The 21041-nt window shown below is 72.7% G+C and carries 16 protein-coding genes; 14 read left to right on the top strand and 2 right to left on the bottom strand.

Annotated features, from left to right (window positions below; all coding sequences use genetic code 11):
- Window positions 1-15: 15 nt before the first annotated feature.
- The 8 genes from E8M80_RS20975 to E8M80_RS20940 all read left to right on the top strand — a co-directional run bounded on the left by E8M80_RS20975 (window position 16) and on the right by E8M80_RS20940 (window position 10466).
- On the top strand, window positions 16-828 hold the full coding sequence (locus E8M80_RS20975) for a DUF1217 domain-containing protein (RefSeq protein ID WP_137127688.1): 813 nt from the start codon (window positions 16-18) through the stop codon (window positions 826-828).
- Between the two features lie 83 nt (window positions 829-911).
- Window positions 912-2090, top strand: a complete 1179-nt coding sequence (locus tag E8M80_RS20970; protein ID WP_137127687.1) for a phosphoserine transaminase — start codon at window positions 912-914, stop codon at window positions 2088-2090.
- 3 nt (window positions 2091-2093) lie between these two features.
- Complete coding sequence (serA, locus tag E8M80_RS20965) at window positions 2094-3692, top strand: phosphoglycerate dehydrogenase (protein ID WP_137127686.1); 1599 nt, start codon at window positions 2094-2096, stop codon at window positions 3690-3692.
- 156 nt (window positions 3693-3848) lie between these two features.
- The gene (locus E8M80_RS20960) at window positions 3849-4709 is read left to right on the top strand and encodes an endonuclease/exonuclease/phosphatase family protein (RefSeq protein WP_137127685.1); all 861 of its coding nucleotides are present in this window, start codon (window positions 3849-3851) and stop codon (window positions 4707-4709) included.
- Between the two features lie 16 nt (window positions 4710-4725).
- Window positions 4726-6150 carry a phospholipase D family protein gene (locus tag E8M80_RS20955; RefSeq protein ID WP_137127684.1) on the top strand — a complete coding sequence of 475 codons (1425 nt, stop codon included), beginning with the start codon at window positions 4726-4728 and terminating at the stop codon, window positions 6148-6150.
- Window positions 6151-6212: 62 nt separating this feature from the next.
- Window positions 6213-7352, top strand: a complete 1140-nt coding sequence (locus E8M80_RS20950) for an ATP phosphoribosyltransferase regulatory subunit (protein WP_137127683.1) — start codon at window positions 6213-6215, stop codon at window positions 7350-7352.
- A gap of 4 nt (window positions 7353-7356) precedes the next feature.
- A complete protein-coding gene (locus E8M80_RS20945; RefSeq protein WP_137127682.1) occupies window positions 7357-8646 on the top strand; it encodes an adenylosuccinate synthase in 1290 nt (429 codons plus the stop codon).
- A 5-nt stretch (window positions 8647-8651) separates the two neighbouring features.
- The gene (locus E8M80_RS20940; RefSeq protein ID WP_137127681.1) at window positions 8652-10466 is read left to right on the top strand and encodes an ABC-F family ATP-binding cassette domain-containing protein; all 1815 of its coding nucleotides are present in this window, start codon (window positions 8652-8654) and stop codon (window positions 10464-10466) included.
- An 80-nt stretch (window positions 10467-10546) separates the two neighbouring features.
- On the opposite strand, the gene E8M80_RS20935 is transcribed toward E8M80_RS20940, so the two are convergent.
- Entirely contained in the window at window positions 10547-11032 is a 486-nt protein-coding gene (locus tag E8M80_RS20935; RefSeq protein WP_137127680.1) for a VOC family protein, read from the bottom strand.
- A 256-nt stretch (window positions 11033-11288) separates the two neighbouring features.
- Between E8M80_RS20935 and E8M80_RS20930 the strand changes: the two genes are divergently transcribed.
- The gene (locus tag E8M80_RS20930; protein WP_137127679.1) at window positions 11289-12914 is read left to right on the top strand and encodes an FAD-dependent oxidoreductase; all 1626 of its coding nucleotides are present in this window, start codon (window positions 11289-11291) and stop codon (window positions 12912-12914) included.
- Window positions 12915-13113: 199 nt separating this feature from the next.
- Here the strand turns inward: E8M80_RS20930 and E8M80_RS20925 are convergent, their stop codons facing one another.
- Window positions 13114-14094 (bottom strand): tripartite tricarboxylate transporter substrate binding protein, encoded by a 981-nt coding sequence (locus E8M80_RS20925; RefSeq protein WP_137127678.1) that lies wholly within the window; start codon window positions 14092-14094, stop codon window positions 13114-13116.
- A gap of 271 nt (window positions 14095-14365) precedes the next feature.
- On the opposite strand from E8M80_RS20925, the gene E8M80_RS20920 reads away from it, so the two are divergent.
- From E8M80_RS20920 to E8M80_RS20900, 5 genes are all read left to right on the top strand, one after another.
- Complete coding sequence (locus E8M80_RS20920) at window positions 14366-16231, top strand: ribonucleoside-diphosphate reductase subunit alpha (protein ID WP_137127677.1); 1866 nt, start codon at window positions 14366-14368, stop codon at window positions 16229-16231.
- A 91-nt stretch (window positions 16232-16322) separates the two neighbouring features.
- Window positions 16323-16547: a hypothetical protein gene (locus tag E8M80_RS20915; RefSeq protein ID WP_137127676.1), complete on the top strand. Its 225-nt coding sequence runs from the start codon at window positions 16323-16325 to the stop codon at window positions 16545-16547.
- Between the two features lie 152 nt (window positions 16548-16699).
- On the top strand, window positions 16700-19348 hold the full coding sequence (gene alaS / locus E8M80_RS20910; RefSeq protein WP_137127675.1) for an alanine--tRNA ligase: 2649 nt from the start codon (window positions 16700-16702) through the stop codon (window positions 19346-19348).
- Window positions 19345-20430, top strand: a complete 1086-nt coding sequence (locus tag E8M80_RS20905; RefSeq protein ID WP_137127674.1) for a P1 family peptidase — start codon at window positions 19345-19347, stop codon at window positions 20428-20430. Before alaS ends, E8M80_RS20905 begins: the two co-directional genes overlap by 4 nt.
- On the top strand, window positions 20427-21041 hold the full coding sequence (locus E8M80_RS20900) for a hypothetical protein (RefSeq protein WP_137127673.1): 615 nt from the start codon (window positions 20427-20429) through the stop codon (window positions 21039-21041). Before E8M80_RS20905 ends, E8M80_RS20900 begins: the two co-directional genes overlap by 4 nt.

Here is a 21041-nt window from a genome sequence, read left to right as displayed (position 1 = left end):
CGCCATGGTCGCGCGATGAATCTCTCCCTGCCGCAGATCCAGGCGCTGTTCGGCGTGTCGTCGCAGGGCGCGGCCGCGGGCAATGCCGCGACCGCCATCCCGGCGCTGCGCCGCGCGACGGAAGCGGGCGCCGAGGCGAAGGGCATCGCGCAGGAACGCAAGGACCCCGTGTCGCTGACCGCGCTGGCGCAGTTCCGCCAGGCGCTCGACAAGGCCGGCAGCATCGAGGCCGCGCTGTCCGACCCGCGCATCCTCAAGGTGGTGATGCCCGCGCTCGGCCTGCCGGATCAAGCAGGCAGCCCGGCGCTCGCGCGGAAGGCCCTGCTGTCCGACCCCGATGACCGCAACGGCCTCGCCGCCAGGCTCGGCGCGACCTGGCAGGCGGCGGCGCGGACGCTCGGCGTGTTCGAGGCCGGGCTCGACGGGCTGCGCGACCCGGCCATGGTGCAGCGGCTGTCGGATGCCTTCCTGAAGTACCAGTACCGATCGGGCCTCGACGACCAGCAGGCGGGGCTCGCGGATGCGCTCTATTTCCTCGAATCCGCGCGCAATGCGGAGGATGTCTTCGACGTGCTGGGCGATGCGGTGCTGCGGCGGGTGGTGACGGGCGCGCTCGGCCTGCCGGACCAGATCGCCATCCAGGGGGTGGAGGCGCAGGGCCGCGCCGTCACGTCCCGGCTGAAGCTCGAGGCGCTGCAGGATGACCGCGCGGTGCGCAAACTCGCGGAACGCTACCTGATCGCCGCGGCGAACCGGGCGGCCGAGGGGCAGGCGGCGGCACCCACGGACCCCTTCGCCATCATCGCGGGCCTGTCCATCCGGGCTTGATCGAGCCGGGGCTTCGGGCGTAACCCTCCGCCCGGGCCACGCCCCCCCACCGGGGCGCATCCGCTTCTGGAAGGGAGCACCTCATGGCGAACGCCGCCCCGAAGCCGGACATCCGTCCGGCCAACCCCAATTTCTCCTCCGGTCCCTGTGCCAAGCGCCCCGGCTGGTCGCTGGCCGCGCTGGAGGGCGCGCTGCTCGGGCGCAGCCACCGCGCGAAGGATCCCAAGGCGAAGCTCGCCGAGGTGATCGATCGGTCGAAGGCGATCCTCGGCCTGCCGGCCGGCTGGCGGCTCGGCATCGTGCCGGCGTCGGACACCGGCGCGGTCGAGATGGCGCTGTGGTCCATGCTCGGCGCCCGCGGCGTCGACATCCTGGCCTGGGAATCCTTCTCGAAGGACTGGGCGACGGATGTGGTGAAGCAGCTGAAGCTCACCGATGCGCGCGTGATCGACGCGCCCTACGGAAGGCTGCCGAACCTTGAGCAGGTGGATGCCGCCAGCCGCGACGTGGTGTTCGTCTGGAACGGCACGACCTCCGGCGTGCGGCTGCCCCATGCCGACTTCATCCCCGTGCAGCGGGACGGGCTCGCGATCTGCGACGCGACCAGCGCCGCCTTCGCGATGGACCTCCCCTGGGACCGGCTCGATGTCGTGACCTGGTCCTGGCAGAAGGTGCTGGGCGGCGAGGCGGCACACGGGATGCTGGCGCTCAGCCCGCGCGCGGTGGCGCGGCTCGAATCCCACAAGCCGACCTGGCCGATGCCGAAGATCTTCCGCATGACCAAGGACGGGAAGCTCAACGAGGGCATCTTCAAGGGCGAGACGATCAACACGCCGTCGATGCTCTGCGTCGAGGACGCGCTGGACGGGCTCCGCTGGGCGGAGAGCGTGGGCGGCCTGAAGGGGCTGGTCGCGCGGAGCGAGGCGAACCTCGCCGCCATCGCGGCCTGGGTCGCGGCGGGCTCGGGCTTCGGCTTCCTCGCCGAGGACCCGGCGACGCGCTCCTGCACCTCGATCTGCCTGACCATCACCGCGCCCTGGTTCACCGTCATGGGGGCGGAGGCGCAGGCGGCTGCGGCGAAGAAACTCGCGGGCCTGCTGGAGAAGGAAGGCGTGGCACTCGACGCCGGCGCCTATCGCGACGCGCCGCCGGGCCTGCGCATCTGGGGCGGCGCGACCGTCGAGACCGCCGACATCGCGGCGCTGCTGCCCTGGCTCGACTGGGCGCTCGCCGCCGTCGAAGCCGAGATCGTGGTGGCCTGACCGATGCTCTCCAAAACCCCGAAGGTCCTGATTTCCGACAAGCTCTCCCCCGCCGCCGTTCAGATCTTCCGCGACCGCGGCATCGAGGTGGACTTCAAGCCCGGCCTCAAGCCCGCCGAGATCCGCGAGATCATCGGCGCCTATGACGGGCTCGCGGTGCGCTCGGCCACCAAGGTCACGCGCGAACTGATGGAGGCCGCGCCGCGGCTCAAGGTGGTCGGCCGCGCCGGCATCGGCGTGGACAACGTGGACGTGACCACCGCCACCACGCGCGGCGTGGTCGTGATGAACACGCCCTTCGGCAACGCGATCACGACGGCCGAGCACGCCATCGCGATGATGTTCGCCCTCGCCCGCCAGCTGCCCGAGGCGAGCGCCTCCACCAAGGCCGGCAAGTGGGAGAAGAACCGCTTCATGGGCGTCGAGCTGTTCGGCAAGACGCTCGGCCTGATCGGCTGCGGCAACATCGGCGCGATCGTCGCCGACCGCGCGGTCGGGCTGAAGATGAAGGTGGTCGCCTACGATCCCTTCCTGTCGGAGAAGCGCGCCCTCGATCTCGGCGTCGAGAAGGCGGAGCTGCACGACCTGCTGCACCGCGCCGATTTCGTCACGCTGCACGTGCCGATGACCGAGCAGACGCGGAACATCCTGTCGCGCGAGAACATCGCGCGCATGAAGCCCGGCGCGCGGCTCATCAACTGCGCCCGCGGCGGCCTGGTGGACGAGGCGGCGCTGCATGACGCGCTGGTCTCGGGCCACCTGGCCGGCGCCGCGCTCGACGTGTTCGAGACCGAGCCCGCGACCGCGAGCCCGCTGTTCGGGCTCGAGAACGTGGTCTGCACGCCCCATCTCGGTGCCGCGACGGCCGAGGCGCAGGAGAACGTGGCGCTCCAGGTGGCCGACCAGATGGCCGACTTCCTTCTGTCGGGCGCCGTCTCCAACGCCATCAACATGCCGAGCGTGACGGCCGAGGAAGCGCCGCGCCTCAAGCCCTACATGGAACTGGCGCGCATGCTGGGCGCCATGGCCGGGCAGCTGACCGCCGCGCAGGACGGCGCGATCAGGGCGATCCGCGTCGAATACGAGGGCCATGCGGCGGAGCTGAACCACCGCCCGCTGACCGCCGCCGCGCTGGCCGGCGTGCTGACGCCGCTGATGGGCGCGGTCAACATGGTCAACGCGCCGGTGCTGGCCAAGCAGCGCGACATCGAGGTGGCCGAGACCGTGCTCGAGCGCAGCGGCGAATACCAGACGCTGGTCCGCCTGACCGTCGTGACCGACCGCTACGAGAAATCCATCGCGGGGACGCTGCTGGCCGAGAACCGGCCGCGCCTGATCGAGATCAAGGGCATCGCGGTCGAGGCCGACTTCGCGCCGCACATGCTCTACGTCACGAACCAGGACAAGCCGGGCTTCATCGGCCGCTTCGGCATGGCGCTGGCCGATGCGGGCATCAACATCGCGACCTTCCACCTGGGGCGGTCCGCCCCCGGCGGGGACGCGATCTGCCTGGTTGGGCTGGATGGCCCGATGCCGGAGGATGTGCTGGCGGGCGTCCGCGGCCTGCCGTTGGTCGTGCAGGCGACGGCGCTGGCCTTCTGACCGGCGCGGGGCGCGGCCGCGCCCCGCGCCCCACCCATGTAGGCGGTTCATCCGATCCTTACGCTTCCAGCGTGCAATCCCGGGGCTTCGCGTTCTATATGTGCAGTCGCGGCTCCGTTGGGTGCCGGCTCGCACCCGATACGGGACCGACCATAGATGATGCTGCCGACCGAGCGGCCCACTCCTGCCCGCGTGCCTGCCCTGCCCAGGTTGCTTGCGGGGCTGCGTGACCGCCTGCGTGTCGAGCCGCCGGCCCGCCGCCCCGTGCCGGCCGGGGCGCTGGCCGTCGCCTCCTACAACATCCACAAATGCGTGGGCACGGACAACCGCTTCGACCCGGCGCGCGTCGCCGCCGTCATCGCGGAGCTCGACGCGGACATCCTCGCGCTGCAGGAAGCCGACCGCCGCTTCGGCCGCCGGCACGGGCTGCTCGACATGCCGGCGCTGGAACGGCGCACCGGCCTCTCGCTTCTGCCGCTCTCGCTCGAGCCCGGCGGGCATGGCTGGCGCGGCAATGCGCTGCTGGTGCGCAACGCCCGGGTGATCCGCCAGCGCCGCCTGGTGCTGCCGGGCGGCGAGCCGCGCGGCGCGGTGATGGCCGAGCTCGACCTGCCGGCCGGCCGGCTCTGCGTCGTCGCGGCGCATTTCGGGCTGCTGCGACGCCACCGGGCGCAACAGGCCATGGCCATCCTGGCCGCGCTGGCCGAGGCCGAGGACGTGCCGACGCTCGTCTTCGGCGACCTCAACGAATGGCGGCCGGGGCCGCGCTCCTCGCTGCGCGCGCTGGAGGACGGCTTCGGCGGCGCCGTGCCCGGCCCCGCCACCTTCCCGAGCCGCCTGCCGGTCCTCGCGCTCGACCGCATCCTCGGCCGGCCGCGCGGCCTCGTGCTCGGCGTTGAGGCGCATGACACGCCGCGCGCGCGCGTCGCTTCCGACCACCTGCCGATCCGGGCGGTGATCGACCTGGCCGCGGTGCAGGCGCCGGCCCTGGCCCCGGCCCTGTCCGAGGCCGCCTGACGCGAGGCGGCGCCGCATGGACGCGGCCCCGCGGGAACGCGAGGTGCCCGCCGGCGGCGTCGCGCTGATGCCGGACGGGCTGACCGCCTTCGCTGCCCGCGTGGCTGCCGCCCGCAGGGCCGAGACCAGCCTCGACCTGCAATACTACATCTGGCGCGGCGACCTCACGGGCGGCCTGCTGGCGCGCGAGGTGCTGGGCGTCGCCGAGCGCGGCGTGCGCGTGCGCCTGTTGCTGGACGACATGTACGCCGTCGGCGCCGAGCGCGTGCTCGCCGCCCTCGACACCCATGGCCGGATCGAGGTGCGGCTGTTCAACGCGACCCGCTGGCGCCGCTTCGGCCCGCCGGGCCTGCTGCTCGAGATGCTGTTCGGCGGCTGGCACCTGAACCGGCGCATGCACAACAAGGCCTGGATCGTGGATGGGCGCCTCGCGATCCAGGGCGGGCGGAACATCGGCGACGAGTATTTCGACACCTCCGGCGCGTTCAACTTCCGCGACCTCGACCTCGCCATCTCGGGGGAGGGGGCGGGCCAGGTGCAGGCGGCCTTCGACCGATACTGGAACCATCCGCTCTCGGCGCCGCTGCGCCGGATCAGCCGCGTCGCCTATCGCCGGCGCGCGGCGCGGCGGCTGATGCGCCGGCTCGACGCCGCAGCGCGAGCGCCCGCGGCGCGGCCCTTCTTCGACCGGCTCGACGCCGACCCGGCCGTCGGCCGCATCCTGGCCGATGACCCGGACGCCCGCTTCGTGCCCGTGGCGCCCACGGAGATCGAGGTGGTGGCCGACCCGCCCGCCAAGGCCAAGGGCCGCGCACGGGCCGGGGAGGGCGTGGCCCATGCCGTCCTTGCCGCGCTGCGCTCCGCGCGGCGGGAGGCGCTGATCATCTCCCCCTATTTCGTGCCCGGTCCGGCCGGCGCCGCGCTGCTGGCCGGGATGGCGCAGGCCGGCGTGCGGGTCTCGGTCGTGACGAACTCCCTGGCCGCGACGGACGTGGTCGCGGTGCATGGCGGCTATGCCCGCTACCGGGAAGGGCTGCTCGCCGCCGGGATCACGCTGCACGAGATGAAGCCGACGCGCGACGAGGGGGCGAGCGTCTTCGGCTCCCGCGGCGCCAGCCTGCACACCAAGGCCCTTGTGCTGGACGGGGAGCGCGGCTTCGTGGGCTCCTTCAACCTCGACCCGCGCTCGGTCGCGCTCAACACCGAGATGGGCACCTTCGTGCGCAACGACGAGGTGGCGCGGCAGTTGCGGGAGGAGCACGCGCGGCTCGCCTCCCCGCTCCGGAGCTGGCGCGTGACGCGCGCGGGGCCAGGGCGGCTGCTCTGGACCGCCCAGGTGGACGGGACGCTCCGGGTCCTGGCGCGGGAGCCCGAGGCCTCCCGCATCCGCCGGGTGCTGGCGCGGCTCGTGCGGCTTCTGCCGGTCGAATCACAGCTCTGACCGCCATGGCCGCGGGCGGGGTTGCCCCGCGCCACCGCCCCTGCCACACCCTGCCGCCTGAGATGACCGACGACCTGCCCAACCCCGCCCTGCTGCCTGCCGGCCTGGCGGACCTGCTGCCGCCCGAGGCCGAGCGTGAGGCTGCGCTGGTCGAGGCGATGATGGGCGTCTTCGCGGCGCATGGGTACGAACGCATCAAGCCGCCGCTGCTGGAATTCGAGGACAGCCTGCTGGCAGGGTCCGGCGCCGCCGTCGCCGAGCAGACCTTCCGCCTGATGGACCCGGTCAGCCAGCGCATGATGGGGCTGCGCGCGGACACCACGCCGCAGGTGGCCCGCATCGCGGCGACGCGCCTGGCCGCCCAGGCGCGGCCGCTCAGGCTCTGCTACGCGGGCCAGGTGCTGCGCGTGCGCGGCACGCAGCTGGCCCCCGCCCGGCAATTGCCGCAGGCGGGGATCGAGTTGATCGGCGGCGCGGCGCCGGCCGCCGATGCCGAGGTCGCGATCGTCGCGGTCGAGGCGCTGGCGGCCGTCGGCGTCACGGCGGTCAGCCTCGATGTCACGCTGCCGACCATGGTGCCGGCGCTGTTCGACGCGGCAGGCGCGGACGCCGCGCTGCGCGCGCGCCTGGCCCGCGCGCTGGACCGCAAGGACAGCGCGGCGGTCACTTCGCTGGTGCAGGACCAGGGCGGCGCTCTCGCGGCGCTGCCGGGGCTGATGGCGGCGGCCGGGCCGGCGGATGGCGCGCTGGCCGCGCTCGAGGATGCGGCGCTGCCGCCGGCGGCGCGCGCCATCGCCCTGAACGCGGCCGCCGTGCTGGGCGCGATCCGCGCCCGCGCGGCGGCGCTGCGCATCACGCTCGACCCGGTCGAGTTCCGCGGCTTCCGCTACCACACGGGCGTCGCCTTCACGCTGTACGGGCCGGGCATGTCGGGCGAATTGGCGCGCGGCGGGCGCTATGTCTCCCAGAACGACGAGCCGGCGACGGGGATGTCGCTCTATCCCGATGCGGTGCTGCGCGCGGCGCCGCCGGTGGCGCCGAAGCCACGGCTGTTCCTGCCGCTCGGCGCCGATGGCGCGGCGATGCGAGCCCGGGGCTTCGCGACCGTCGCGGCGCTGGCGCCCGAGGACACGCCCGCGCGCCTGCGCTGCACCCATGAACTGAAGGACGGCGCGGCCGTCCCCGTCGTGACGAAGGACTGACCCGATGGCCAATGTCGCCGTGATCGGCGCCCAGTGGGGCGACGAGGGCAAGGGCAAGGTGGTGGACTGGCTCGCCTCCCGCGCCGACATCGTCGTGCGGTTCCAGGGCGGCCACAATGCCGGCCATACGCTCGTGGTGGGGGACCAGACCTACAAGCTGTCCCTGCTGCCGTCCGGCGTGGTGCGCGGCAAGCTCGGCATCATCGGCAACGGCGTGGTGCTCGACCCCGAGGCGCTGCTGTCGGAGATCGCGAAGGTCACCGCCCAGGGGCTGCAGGTGAGCCCCGAGAACCTCCGCATCGCCGAGAACGTGCCGCTCATCCTCCCGCTGCATCCCGCGCTCGACAAGGCGCGCGAGGCGGCGCGGGGCGAGGACAGGATCGGCACCACCGGGCGCGGCATCGGGCCCGCCTACGAGGACAAGGTGGGGCGGCGCTCGATCCGCCTCTGTGACCTCGCGGAGCCCGAGACGCTGTCGGCCAAGCTCGATGAATTGCTGCTGCACCACAACGCGCTGTTCCGCGGCCTCGGCGCGCCGGAATTCGGGAAGCAGGCGCTGCTCGACGGGCTGCTCGCGCTGGCGCCCAGGCTGCTGCCCTTCTCCGAGGCCGTCTGGGAACGCCTGGAGGAGGCGCGGCATTCCGGCAAGCGCGTGCTGTTCGAGGGCGCGCAGGCCGTGATGCTCGACGTCGACCACGGCACCTACCCCTACGTCACGTCGTCGAACACGGTGGCGGGCAATGCGGCGGCGGGGGCGGGCTGCGGGCCGGATGCGATCGGCTTCGTGCTCGGCATCGCCAAGGCCTACACGACGCGCGTCGGATCGGGGCCGTTCCCGACGGAACTGCACGACGAGACCGGCCGGCTGCTCGGCGAGCGCGGGCACGAATTCGGCACCGTGACCGGCCGGCCGCGCCGCTGCGGCTGGTTCGACGCCTGCATGGTGCGCCAGGCGGTGAAGGTGGGCGGCGTGCAGGGGCTGGTGCTGACCAAGCTCGACGTGCTGGACGGGCTGCCGGAACTGCGCATCTGCACCGGCTATCGCATCGGGGGCGAGACGGTGAAGCGCCTGCCGGCCGCTTTCCGCGCGCAGGCGGCGGCCGAGCCGATCTACGAGACGCTGGAAGGCTGGTCCGGCTCGACGCGCGGCGCGCGGTCCTATGCCGAACTGCCGGCGGAAGCGGTGAAGTACGTCCGGCGCATCGAGGAACTGGTCGAGGCGCCGATCGTGCTGCTGTCCACGAGCCCGGAACGCGACGACACCATCATGATGCGCGACCCCTTCGCGGGGTGACGCGCATGGCGGCGCCCCCGCTCCTGCTGCTGACCGACATCCGCCACGGCTTCGGCGCGACGCGCCTGCTGGAGGGCGCGTCGCTGTCCGTCTCCCCGGGCGAACGCCTTGCGCTGGTCGGGCGGAACGGGTCGGGCAAGTCGACGCTGCTGAAGGTCGCGGCCGGCCTGGTCGAGCCCGAGGGCGGCACCCGTTTCCTGCAGCCCGGCGCGACGCTGCGCTACCTGGAGCAGGAGCCCGACCTCTCGGCCTTCCCGAACGTGCTGGCCTATGTCGAGGCGGGGCTCGGCCCCTCGGACGACGCGCACCGCGCGCGCTACCTCCTCGGCGAACTCGGCATGAGCGGCAACGAAGCCCCCGCCGCGCTGTCGGGCGGCGAGACGCGGCGCGCGGCGCTCGCCCGCGCGCTGGCGCCCGAGCCCGACATCCTGCTGCTGGACGAGCCGACCAACCACCTCGACCTGCCGGCGATCGAGTGGCTGGAATCCGAACTGGCGTCGCTGTCCTCGGCGCTGGTGCTGATCAGCCATGACCGGCGGTTCCTCGAACGCCTGTCGCGCGCCATGGCCTGGCTGGATCGCGGCACGACGCGGCGGATCGAGCAGGGCTTCGCCCATTTCGAGGCCTGGCGCGACCAGGTGCTGGAGGAGGAGGAGCGCGACGCCCACAAGCTCGCGCGCAAGATCGTGCGCGAGGAACATTGGCTGCGCTACGGCGTCACCGCCCGGCGCAAACGCAACGTCCGCCGCCTCGAGGGGCTGCACGCGCTGCGGCAGAAGCACCGCGAGCGCGTCGGCGCGCAGGGCCGTGTCAGCATGGCGGCGAGCGAGGCGGCGGGGTCGGGCAACCTCGTCGTCGCCGCCGAGGGCATCTGCAAGTCCTATGGCGGGCGCGCGGTGGTGCGGGATGTCTCGACGCGCATCCTGCGCGGCGACCGGGTCGGCATCGTCGGGCCGAACGGGGCGGGCAAGACGACGCTGCTCAACATGCTCACCGGCGTGCTGGCGCCGGATGCGGGTGAGGTGCGACTCGGCACGGCGATCGAGATGGTGGGGCTCGACCAGAAGCGCGCGAGCCTCGACCCCGGCCTGACGCTGGCCGAGGCGCTGACCGAGGGGCGTGGCGACCAAGTGCATGTGAACGGCCAGCCGCGCCACGTGATCGGCTACATGAAGGACTTCCTGTTCACGCCGGAGCAGGCGCGCACGCCGCTGTCCGCCCTGTCGGGCGGCGAGCGCGGGCGGCTGATGCTGGCGCGCGCCTTCGCCCGCCCGTCCAACCTGCTGGTGCTGGACGAACCGACCAACGACCTCGACCTCGAGACGCTCGACCTGCTGCAGGAACTCGTGGCCGAGTATGCCGGCACCGTCATCCTGGTCAGCCACGACCGCGACTTCCTGGACCGCACGGTCACCAGCGTGATCGCCTGGGAAGGGGAGGGGCGCTGGCAGGAATATGCCGGCGGCTATTCCGACATGGTGGCGCAGCGCGGCCATGGCGTGCGGGCGCGGGCGGCCGAGGCTGCCGCGAAGCCCGCCGCCGCGAAGGCCGAGGCTGCGCCGCGCGCCGCGCCGCCGGCCAGGCGCCGCGGGCTGAACGCGAAGGACCAGCACGAACTGAAGACGCTGCCCGCACGGATGGAGAAGCTCGGCGCCGAGGTGGCCGCGCTGGAGGCGAAGGTGGCGGCTCCCGCCTTCTATGCCCGCGACGCGGCCGGCTTCGCCCGCACGACCGAGGCGCTGGCGCTGGCGCAGGCCGCGCTGGCCGCGGCCGAGGAACGCTGGCTCGAACTCGAGATGCTGCGCGAGGAGGTCGGGTAGCGGCCGCCATGTCGGGGGTTCCAAGGGCCTGAAGCCCTTGGCGGGGTGGTCCGGAGGGGCGATGCCTCTCCGGTTGCGCCTCATGCCGCCGCGGCCAGCAACTGCTCGAGGTCGAGCCGCCGCGTCACCATCGCGAGGTTCCCCGCCGCGTCGCGCGGCCATTCCGCCTCCACCCGGTCGCGATAGAGCTCGACCCCATTGCCGTCCGGGTCACGCAGGTAGATCGCTTCCGACACGCCATGGTCCGACGCGCCTTCCAGCGGCCAGCCGGCGTCGAGCAACCGCTTGAGCGCATCCGCCAGCGCGGCGCGGTCCGGGTAGAGCAGCGCGACATGGAACAGCCCCGTCGTGCCCGGCGGCGGCCAGGCGCCGTCCAGGCTCTCCCACGTGTTGAGCGCGATGTGGTGGTGGTAGCCGCCGGCCGAGAGGAACACGGCGCGGTCGCCGAGGCGCTGCTGTTCCCCGAGCCCGATCACGTCCCGCCAGAAGCCGAGCGCGCGGTCGAGGTTTGCGACCTTCAGGTGGACATGGCCGATGCGGGTGGCGGGGTGGATGGCGGCGGTCATGGCGCGGGTCCTCGTTGCTGCTGGCGGTCATTTGCGCCCGCGCGCGTGGCGGCGCCAATCAAGCCGGCGGATGGCGGCGATCGGTGCGGTCCATGGGGGTGAAGCGCGTCCTCACCTGCGCTGTCGCCGCCGGCCGCATGATCCCTGGCCCGCAGCCCCGCCCCGGGTCCCAAAAAAGGTTGAGGGGGGCGCGGGGGGAGAAGTTCCCTTCTCCCCCCCCCCTTGCCGCACGGCGCCCACGGCGCGATGACGGCGCATGGTGGATTTCCGGACGGATGTGCTGGTGCTGGGCTCGGGCTCGGCGGGGCTGACGGCGGCGCTGACCGCGGCCGCGCAGGGGCTTTCGGTGGTGGTGCTGGAGAAGACAGACCGGCTGGGCGGTACCAGCGCCATGTCGGGCGCCGGCACCTGGGTGCCGGCCAACCACCACGCCGCCGCCGCCGGCATCGAGGACAGCGTCGAGGAGGCGCTCGCCTATGTCCGTGCCGGCGCGCCGCCCGGCTGGGCGGCGGAGGAGGATGCGCTCTGGCAGGCCTTCCTGCGCGCGGGGCCCGAGATGCTGCGCTTCGTCGAGGCCGCGACGCCGCTCCGATTCGCGCTGACGCCCGAGCCCGACCCGCTGCGCGGCCTGCCCGGCGCCAAGGACCGGGGGCGGATGCTCAGTCCCCGCGCGCTCAGTCGCTGGCGGGCGGGGCGATTCGCGCGCCGGATCCGGCGGTCCACCATCCCCGAGATCTTCACCTACCACGAGGCGGTGACGACCGACCTCTATCACAAGCCCTATCGGACGGCGCTTTCGCTCTGGCCGCGTCTGCTCTGGCGGTGGCTGACCAACAGCCGGGGCAAGGGGACGGCGCTGGTCACGGGGCTGCTGCGCGGGTGCCTCGACCAGGGGGTGGAGGTGTTCCTCGGTGCCCGCGCCATGGAACTGACGCAGGCGCCCGACGGCACCGTGACCGGCGCCGTGGTCGAGCGCGCCGGGCGGCGGGAGGCGTGGGCGGCGCGGCGCGGCGTGGTCATCGCGACCGGCGGCTTCGAATGGGAGGCCGGGCTGCTCGCGCGGCATTTCCCGGGGCCGGTGGACTACCTCGGCAGTCCCTCGGGCAACGAGGGCGACGGGCAGCGCATGGCGGCCGCGGCCGGTGCGGCGCTCGCGCGGATGGACCAGGCGACCATCGCGCCGTCGATTCCCGTCCGCTACCAGGGCCGCATCCTGGCGCAGCCCGTGCCGTTCCACACCGAGCCGAACGCCATGCTGGTGAACCGGCACGGGGTGCGATTCGTCAGCGAGCTGACGTTCAACATCGGCGAGGCGCTGGATGCGCGCGACCCCGCGACGGGCGCGCCGGTCCACCTGCCGGCCTGGGTGATCAGCGATTCCCGGCTGCTGGAACGCCTGCCGCCGGCGCGCTGGGCGGCGCGGGCCGATCCCGGCTGGCTGCGCGAATCGCCCGACCTCGCGGGGCTTGCGGCGCTGACCGGCCTGCCGCCGGCGGCGCTGGCCGCGAGCGTGGCCGGCTTCAACGCCGCGGCCGCCGCGGGGCGGGACGAGGCGTTCGGCCGCCCCGCGCGCCCGGACGCCGCCGCCGCCGGGGACAAGCGGCGACGGGCGGGAATCGAGCCGATCGCCCACCCGCCCTTCATCGCCCTGCCGATCAGCCGCGCCATCCTCGGCACCAAGGGGGGCGCGCGGACGAACGAACATGCCGAGGTGCTGCGCCCGGACGGCAGCGTCATCCCGGGGCTGTTCGCGGCCGGCATCGCCATGGCGAGCCCGATCGGCACGCGCAACGTCGGCACGGGCACGACGATCGGGCCGAACATGGCCTGGGGGTACATCGCCGGGATGCGGCTCGCGCGGCGCAACGCGGGCGGGGGGTGAAGGGGGGGGGGAGAAGGGAACTTCTCCCCCCGGACCCCCCACAACCTTCTTAGTCCTTTGGCGCCCTACCTTCGAGGATGGGCGCCAAGTGCCAAGGAAGGGAGGGCTTGGGGTCCCTGCGGCGCTGCGCAGCAACGTCGCGGGGAGCCGGTTCGGGGGAGGTTCTCCTCCCCCGGCCTTGTCCGCGCGACGGCTCGCCCTACTCCGCCCGGATCCCCAGCGCCCGCACCTCTGGCTCCCAGAGGTCGATCTCGTCGCGCACGTAGCGCGCGAAGCGTTCGGGCGTGTAGCCGCGCATGGCGGGGGTGCCCATCTCCTCGAGGCGCCCGTTGATGACGGGGTCGGCGAGCGCCTGGTCCACCGCCGCCGCCATCCGGTCCACCACGTGCTGCGCCGTGCCGCGGGGCGCGAAGAAGCCGTACCAGGAATAGGCCTTGTAGCCCGGGATGCCGGCCTCGGCGGCCGTCGGCACGTCGGGCAGCAGGGATGACCGCTGGTCGGTCGCGACGAAGATGACGCGCGCGGTGCCGCCTTCCTGGAAGCCCTTCAGGATGGAGGGGATGTCCGAGCAGAACTGGATCTCCCCGGCCGTGAGCGCCGCGAAGACCTGGCCGCCGCCGCGATAGGGCACGTGGACCGCCTGGGTGTTCGTCTTGATGCAGAAGGTGGCCGAGGCGATGTGCCCCGAGGTGCCGATTCCCGACGACCCGTACTGGTAGCGGCCGGGCGCGGCCCGGAGGGCCGCGACGAACTCGGCCGCCGTGCGGGGCGCGAAGTTGCGGGTCGTGATGGCCATGGCGATCGGCACGAAGACCGTGGGCGCGATGGCGACCAGGTCGCGCCGCGCATCGAAGGGCACGGGCGCGGGCAGGCCCCGGGCGAGCGCGATGGGCGACAGGGTCGACAGGACGAAGGTCTCCCCGTTCGGCGGCTGCTTCGCCACGTAGTCGGTGCCGACCACGCCGCCGGCGCCGGGGCGGTTCTCGATCACGACGGCCTGGCCCAGGATCTCGGCCAGGCGGGGCTGGATCAGCCGGGTGGTGATGTCGGTGCCGCCGCCGGTGCCGAAGGGCACGACGATGCGGACGGGCCGGGTCGGCCAGGGTGCCTGCGCGAGGGCGGGGGCGGCGAGCCCCGCGATGGGGGTGGCGAGGAGGCTGCGGCGTGGCAGGCGGGTCATGTCGGGTTCCGGCTCCGGGTGCTTGGGCCGACAGAGTGCGGCGGTTCGGGGCTGTGGAAAAGTCCCGCCTTGCGCCGGAGGTGGCGATGCCGATAATGAACGAAACGGGAACATGTAACATCGTTTGGCAGGTCTGCGGCGTTTGGCAAGTCCTCTCTCGCCCACCCGATGTGGTGGTGACGGAACTGTGGCAAGACTACATCTTGTTTCCCATCCCCCCGCGGCGGCAGGATGCCGTCCTAGGGGATAAGTTTTCCGGGGGGTCTTATCGGTGTTCGACGCAGTCCAGCTTGAGGGCCACGGTCAGGTCCGCATCGATCGTTCGCGCGACGCGCTGCTGACCGATTTCGGCAAGGCAACGCTCAATGACCGCTACCTGCTGCCGGGCGAGTCCTACCAGGACCTGTTCGCCCGCGTGGCGTCCGCCTATGGCGACGACGCGGCCCATGCGCAGCGGATCTACGACTACATCTCGCGCCTCTGGTTCATGCCGGCGACGCCGGTACTGTCCAATGGCGGCACGACGCGGGGCCTGCCGATCTCCTGCTTCCTGAACGAGGCGTCCGACAGCCTCGATGGCATCGTCGGCCTCTGGAACGAGAATGTCTGGCTGGCGGCCAAGGGCGGCGGCATCGGCTCCTACTGGGGGAATCTGCGCGGCATCGGCGAGAAGGTCGGCCGCAACGGCAAGACCTCGGGCGTCATTCCGTTCATTCGGGTGATGGACAGCCTGACGCTCGCGATCAGCCAGGGGAGCCTGCGCCGCGGCTCGGCCGCTTGCTACCTGCCGGTGAACCACCCGGAGATCGAGGAATTCCTCGAGATGCGGCGCCCGACCGGCGGCGATCCGAACCGCAAGGCGCTGAACCTGCACCATGGCGTGCTGATCCCCGACGCCTTCATGCGCGCGGTCGAGGCCGACGAGGACTGGGCGCTGGTCTCCCCCAAGGATGGCGCGCTGATGCGCAAGGTCTCGGCGCGCGGCCTCTGGATCCGCATCCTCACGGCGCGGATCGAGACGGGCGAGCCCTACATCATCTATTCCGACCACGTGAACCGCGCGCGGCCGGAGCACCACAAGCTCTCGGGCCTCGAGGTGAAGACGTCGAACCTCTGCTCCGAGATCACGCTGCCCACGGGGATCGACCAGCACGGCCAGGAGCGGACGGCGGTCTGCTGCCTCTCCTCGCTCAACTGCGAGACCTGGTTCGAGTGGAAGGACGATCCACTCTTCATCACCGACGTGATGCGCTTCCTCGACAACGTGCTGCAGTCCTTCATCGACACGGCACCCGATTCGATGGCTCGGGCGAAGTACAGCGCGATGCGCGAGCGCTCCGTCGGCCTCGGCGTGATGGGCTTCCATTCGTTCCTGCAGAAGATGAACGTGCCCTTCGAGAGTGTCGTCGCGAAGGTCTGGAACAAGAAGATGTTCAAGCACGTGCGGGAGCAGGCTGACGCCGCGTCGCGCCTGCTGGCCGAGGAGCGCGGGCCCTGCCCCGATGCCGCCGAATACGGCTTCATGGAGCGTTTCTCGAACAAGATGGCGATCGCGCCGACGGCGTCGATCAGCATCATCTGCGGCGGCGCCAGCCCGGGCATCGAGCCGATCGCGGCCAATGTCTACAACCACAAGACGCTGTCGGGCTCCTTCATCGTGCGCAACCCGTACCTGGCAAGCGTGCTGGAGAAGCACGGCCGGAACGACGAGGACACCTGGACCTCGATCACGGTCACCAAGGGGTCCGTCCAGCACCTCGACTTCCTGAGCGAGCAGGAGAAGGCGGTGTTCAAGACCGCGTTCGAGCTCGACCAGCGCTGGGTGGTCGAGCATGCCGCCGACCGCACGCCGTATATCTGCCAGTCGCAGTCGGTGAACGTCTTCCTGCCTGCCAATGTCCACAAGCGCGACCTGCACCAGATCCACATGATGGCGTGGAAGAAGGGCGTGAAGTCGCTCTACTACTGCCGGTCGCTGTCGATCCAGCGGGCGGATACGATCAGCGAGAAGGTGGTCGGCCAGGGCGACATCATGGCAGCCCACGTGCCGAGCGGCGCCCCGGTGCGCCTGGCGGCCGTGGCCGCCGCGCCGGCCGCGAACGGCAACAACTACGAGGAATGCCTGGCCTGCCAGTAGGCCAGGCTGGTGCTGCCTCGCGGCTGCGGCTGCTTGGGAAGCGGAGTATGATGGCGTCCGCCCGGATCAGACCGGGCGGGAAAGGAACGCCATGGCCAGGAAGCCCGAACCGGGCGGGAAGCCGCCGCGCCCCGCCCGCGACCTGCCGCCCCCGGAGGCGGTGAGCCCGCCCCGCATCGGCCCGCGCGCCCGGCAGCGCCCGGACGAACGCAAGGAAGGCGGCCCGGATTTCGGCCGCGAGCCGGAGCAACGGGAGCGCGCCGCCGAGGAAGCACGCGAGGCAGCCAGGCCCCCGCCGGCCAAGCCGCGGCGCTGACGACCCCGCTGCGACACCCGGCCCGGCACCGGACCCCGGGCGCCATGGCCCGCGTGCCCCTTCACGCCCCGCCCCCCGCGCGCTACCTGTCGCGCCTTTGAAATGCCGCGCTTTCCGGTCGGACGGCATGCGGGCGACGCGACGGGCAGGACATGACGAGCAGCAACGACATCCGCGCCACCTTCCTCGACTACTTCCGCCGCAACGGGCACGAGGTGGTGGAGAGCAGCCCGCTGGTGCCGCGCAACGACCCGACGCTCATGTTCGCCAATTCGGGCATGGTGCAGTTCAAGAACGTCTTCACCGGGCAGGAGAAGCGCCCCTACAGCCGCGCCACCACTGCGCAGAAATCGGTCCGCGCGGGCGGCAAGCACAACGACCTGGACAATGTCGGCTACACCGCGCGCCATCACACCTTCTTCGAGATGCTGGGGAACTTCTCCTTCGGCGACTACTTCAAGGAGCAGGCGATCCCCTACGCGTGGGAGTTGCTGACGAAGGATTTCGGCCTGCCGAAGGACCGCCTGCTGGTCACCGTCTATTCCGAGGACGAGGAAGCGCCGGCGATCTGGAAGAAGGTGGCGGGGCTGCCCGACAGCCGCATCATCCGGATCAGCACCTCCGACAATTTCTGGCGCATGGGCGACACCGGCCCCTGCGGCCCGTGCTCCGAGATCTTCTTCGACCATGGCGACAAGATCCCCGGCGGCCCGCCCGGCAGCCCGGACGAGGACGGCGACCGCTTCATCGAGATCTGGAACCTGGTGTTCATGCAGTTCCTCGAGGACCCGCCCGGCACGCGCAACCCGCTGCCGCGCCCGTCCATCGACACCGGCATGGGGCTGGAGCGATTCGCCGCCATCCTGCAGGGCAAGCACGACAACTACGACACCGACACGCTGCGCGCGATCATCCTGGCCAGCGCGGAAGCGACCGGCCAGGAGCCCGACGGGCCGTTCCGCAGCAGCCACCGCGTGGTGGCCGACCACCTGCGCGCCGGCGCCTTCCTGATCGCGGATGGCGTGCTGCCGTCGAATGAGGGCCGCGGCTACGTGCTGCGCCGGATCCTGCGCCGCGCGATGCGCCACGCGCACATGATGGGATCGCGCGATCCGCTGATGCACAGGCTGCTGCCGGCGCTGGTGCGCCAGATGGGCGGCGCCTATCCGGAACTGGTCCGCGCCGAGGCACTGATCTCCGAGACGCTGCGGCTCGAGGAAACCCGCTTCCGCTCCCTGCTCGAACGCGGCCTCGGGCTGCTGGCGGAGGAGACGGCGCGGCTCGGCTCCGGCCAGACCCTGCCCGGCGACGTCGCCTTCCGGCTCTATGACACCTTCGGCTTCCCGCTCGACCTGACGCAGGACGCGCTGCGCGCCGAGGGCCGGCCGGTGGACGTGGAGGGCTTCAACGCCGCCATGGCCGAGCAGCGCAAGCGCGCCCGCGCCGCCTGGGCCGGGTCGGGCGAGGCCGCGACCGAGGGCGTGTGGTTCGACCTCAAGGAGAAGGCCGGCGCCAGCGAGTTCCTCGGCTACACGACCGAGACCGCGGAGGGCGAGATCGTCGCCCTGGTGGTGGACGGCAAGCCGGCCGATCGCGCGCCCATCGGCACCGAGGTCGCGGTGCTGCTGAACCAGACGCCCTTCTACGCGGAATCCGGCGGCCAGGTGGGCGACACCGGCATCATCCAGGCCGGCGACGCCTGCCGGATCGAGGTGCGCGACACGCAGAAGAAGCTCGGCGCGCTGTATGTGCACCTCGGCACCGTCGTGCACGGCGAGGCGACCCTCGGCCTCGCGGTGCAGGCGGAGGTCGCGCATGAGCGCCGCTCGCGCATCCGCGCGCATCATTCGGCGACGCACCTGCTGCACGAGGCGCTGCGCCGGCGGCTCGGCACGCATGTGGCGCAGAAGGGCTCGCTCAACGCGCCCGACCGGCTGCGCTTCGACGTCTCCCAGCCCGTGCCGATGACCGAGGAGGATCTGCACTGGGTCGAGGCCGAGGTGAATGCCCGCATCCGCGAGAATGCCGAGGTCGTCACCCGCCTGATGACGCCGGAAGCCGCGGTCGAGGCCGGCGCCATGGCGCTGTTCGGCGAGAAATACGGCGAGGAGGTGCGCGTCGTCGGCATGGGCCATGACGCCGCCGCGGTCGAGAAGCACGGTGTCTATTCGCTGGAACTCTGCGGCGGCACGCATGTGCGGCGCACCGGCGACATCGGCCTGTTCAAGATCGTGGCCGAGGGCGCGGTCGCCGCCGGCGTGCGGCGCGTGGAGGCGGTCACCGGCGATGCCGCGCTCGCGCATGTCGCGGGCATGGAGGAGAGCCTGATCGCCGCCGCCGCGGTGCTGAAGGCGCAGCCCGGCGAATTGGCCGGCCGCATCGCCGCGCTGGTCGAGGACCGCCGCAAGCTGGAACGCGAGGTCGCGGAGCTGCGCAAGAAGCTCGCGACCGGCGGCGGCGGGGCGGAGGTCGAGACGGTGGCCGGGCTGCGCGTCGCGCTGCGCGACCTGGGCGAGGTGCCCGCCCGCGACCTCAAGGGCCTGGCGGAGGCGATCCTGAAAGGCGGCACGGCGGATGTGGTGGCGCTGGTCTCGACCGCCGAGGGCAAGGCCAGCATCGTCGTCGGCATCGGCGAGGGTGCCAAGGGCCGCGCCGACGCGGTGGCGCTGGTGCGCGCCGCCAGCGCCGCGGTCGGCGGCAAGGGCGGCGGCGGGCGGCCGGACATGGCGCAGGCCGGCGGGCCGGATGCCGACAAGGCGGCGGACGCGCTGGCCGCGGTGAAGGCGGCGCTGGGCGGGTGAGCGGGCGGACCCGCGCGCGCGACCTCGGCCTGGCGCCGGGCCTCTTCCGCCCGGGCGCGCTGAACGCCATCACCGACGTGGCCGGCGTCCGGGTCGGCCATGTCACGCTCATCGAAGGGGAGGCAACGCGCAGCGGCGTCACCGCCATCCTGCCCCATCCCGGCAACCCCTTCACGGACCGCGCGCCGGCGGGGCTGGCCGTCATGAACGGCTACGGCAAGCTGGCCGGCGCGACGCAGGTCGCCGAGCTGGGCGAGATCGAGACGCCGATCGTGCTGACCAACACGCTGGCCGTCGGCCGCGCGATGGAGGCGCTGGTCGACTGGACGCTGGCGCGCAACCCCGGGGCGGTCAGCGTCAACGCCCTGGTGGGCGAGACCAATGACGGGCGGCTGAACGACATCCGCGCGCGCGGCGTGACGGCCGCGCATGTGCTGGCGGCGCTCGACGGTGCGGCGGATGGCGCGGTCGCGGAGGGCAGCGTCGGCGCCGGCACCGGCACCATGGCCTTCGGCTTCAAGGGCGGCATCGGCACCGCGTCGCGCGTGCTGCCCGCGGCGCTTGGCGGCTGGACGCTGGGCGCGCTGGTGCAGGCCAATTACGGTGGCGCGCTGGTCATGGACGGCATCCCGGTCGGGCGGGCGCTCGGCCGTTGGTACCTGAAGGAGCACACCGACCGCGGCGACGCCGACGGCTCGGTGATGGTGGTGATGGCGACGGATGCGCCGCTGTCGGACCGCAACCTCTCGCGCCTCGCGACGCGCGCGATGGCGGGGCTGGCGCGCACGGGGGCGGCCTTCAGCGACGGATCGGGCGACTATGCGCTGGCCTTCGCCACCCATCCCGGCGTGCGCCGCACGGCCGAGCGCCGCGCGCACCAGGCGATCCTGGCCGAGTGGCCGAACGAGCGCATGTCGCCGCTCTTCGTCGCGGCGGCCGAGGCGGTGGAGGAGGCGGTGCTGAACGCGCTGACCATGGCGACGACCATCATCGGGCGCGACGGACGCACGGGCCGGCGCGCGACGGGGGAGGCGATCGACCTCGACGCGCTGCGCGCCGTGCTGGCGCGGCACGGGCGATGAGGCGGGTGATCCTCGGCGCCCTGTTGCTGGCGGGCCTGGCCTGGCCGGCGGCGGAGGCGCGGCGCGCGACGCTTACCGCCGCGCGGCAGAACATGACGCCGCTGACGCTGCGCGCCGAGCACGGGCAGGACCACTGGCGCATCCTGGTGCTGGAAGGCGGCATGGAAAGCCAGCGGATCGAGGTGCAGTCCGACCTGCCCGAGGTGCTGCCCCGGCTCGCCGATGCGGATGGCGACGGCGCGCCGGACCTCTGGGTGCCGGTGATCGGCGGCAATGCGAACACCGCCTGGGAGGTCTGGCTGATGCGCCCGGCCGAGGCGCGCTTCGTCCGCGCGGGGGAGGTGAGCGGCCTCGGCTTCTCGCGCGATCGCGGCGGGATGCTGGTGGCGCTCGGACGGAACGGCTGCTGCGCGTCGAGCCTGACGTGGCATCGCTTCTCGGCCGAGGGCGCGCTGCGGGAAGCCTTCGCGGTCGAGCGGCAGGAAGGCTTCAGCCGGGCGCTGGCCTGCGAGGGCCTCGCCATCGCCGAGGAGCCGCCGGCGGCCACGGTGCGCGCGGCCTGCGGGCTCGCGGTCGGGCAGGTGCCGGGGCGGCGGCTCGGGGTGCCCTGA

The organism is Roseomonas sp. HF4 (assembly GCF_005222755.1).
Classification (GTDB): domain Bacteria; phylum Pseudomonadota; class Alphaproteobacteria; order Acetobacterales; family Acetobacteraceae; genus Neoroseomonas.
Note: the sequence above shows the minus strand (reverse complement) of the source record. Positions and strands in the feature narration are given on the sequence as shown.

Bases quoted from the DNA above. Each gene is read 5' to 3' on its own strand.
- E8M80_RS20975 (WP_137127688.1), top strand. From the start codon at position 16: ATGAATCTCTCCCTGCCGCAGATCCAGGCGCTGTTCGGCGTGTCGTCG.
- E8M80_RS20970 (WP_137127687.1), top strand. From the start codon at position 912: ATGGCGAACGCCGCCCCGAAGCCGGACATCCGTCCGGCCAACCCCAAT.
- serA (WP_137127686.1), top strand. From the start codon at position 2,094: ATGCTCTCCAAAACCCCGAAGGTCCTGATTTCCGACAAGCTCTCCCCC.
- E8M80_RS20960 (WP_137127685.1), top strand. From the start codon at position 3,849: ATGATGCTGCCGACCGAGCGGCCCACTCCTGCCCGCGTGCCTGCCCTG.
- E8M80_RS20955 (WP_137127684.1), top strand. From the start codon at position 4,726: ATGGACGCGGCCCCGCGGGAACGCGAGGTGCCCGCCGGCGGCGTCGCG.
- E8M80_RS20950 (WP_137127683.1), top strand. From the start codon at position 6,213: ATGACCGACGACCTGCCCAACCCCGCCCTGCTGCCTGCCGGCCTGGCG.
- E8M80_RS20945 (WP_137127682.1), top strand. From the start codon at position 7,357: ATGGCCAATGTCGCCGTGATCGGCGCCCAGTGGGGCGACGAGGGCAAG.
- E8M80_RS20940 (WP_137127681.1), top strand. From the start codon at position 8,652: ATGGCGGCGCCCCCGCTCCTGCTGCTGACCGACATCCGCCACGGCTTC.
- E8M80_RS20935 (WP_137127680.1), bottom strand. From the start codon at position 11,032: ATGACCGCCGCCATCCACCCCGCCACCCGCATCGGCCATGTCCACCTG.
- E8M80_RS20930 (WP_137127679.1), top strand. From the start codon at position 11,289: ATGGTGGATTTCCGGACGGATGTGCTGGTGCTGGGCTCGGGCTCGGCG.
- E8M80_RS20925 (WP_137127678.1), bottom strand. From the start codon at position 14,094: ATGACCCGCCTGCCACGCCGCAGCCTCCTCGCCACCCCCATCGCGGGG.
- E8M80_RS20915 (WP_137127676.1), top strand. From the start codon at position 16,323: ATGGCCAGGAAGCCCGAACCGGGCGGGAAGCCGCCGCGCCCCGCCCGC.
- alaS (WP_137127675.1), top strand. From the start codon at position 16,700: ATGACGAGCAGCAACGACATCCGCGCCACCTTCCTCGACTACTTCCGC.
- E8M80_RS20900 (WP_137127673.1), top strand. From the start codon at position 20,427: ATGAGGCGGGTGATCCTCGGCGCCCTGTTGCTGGCGGGCCTGGCCTGG.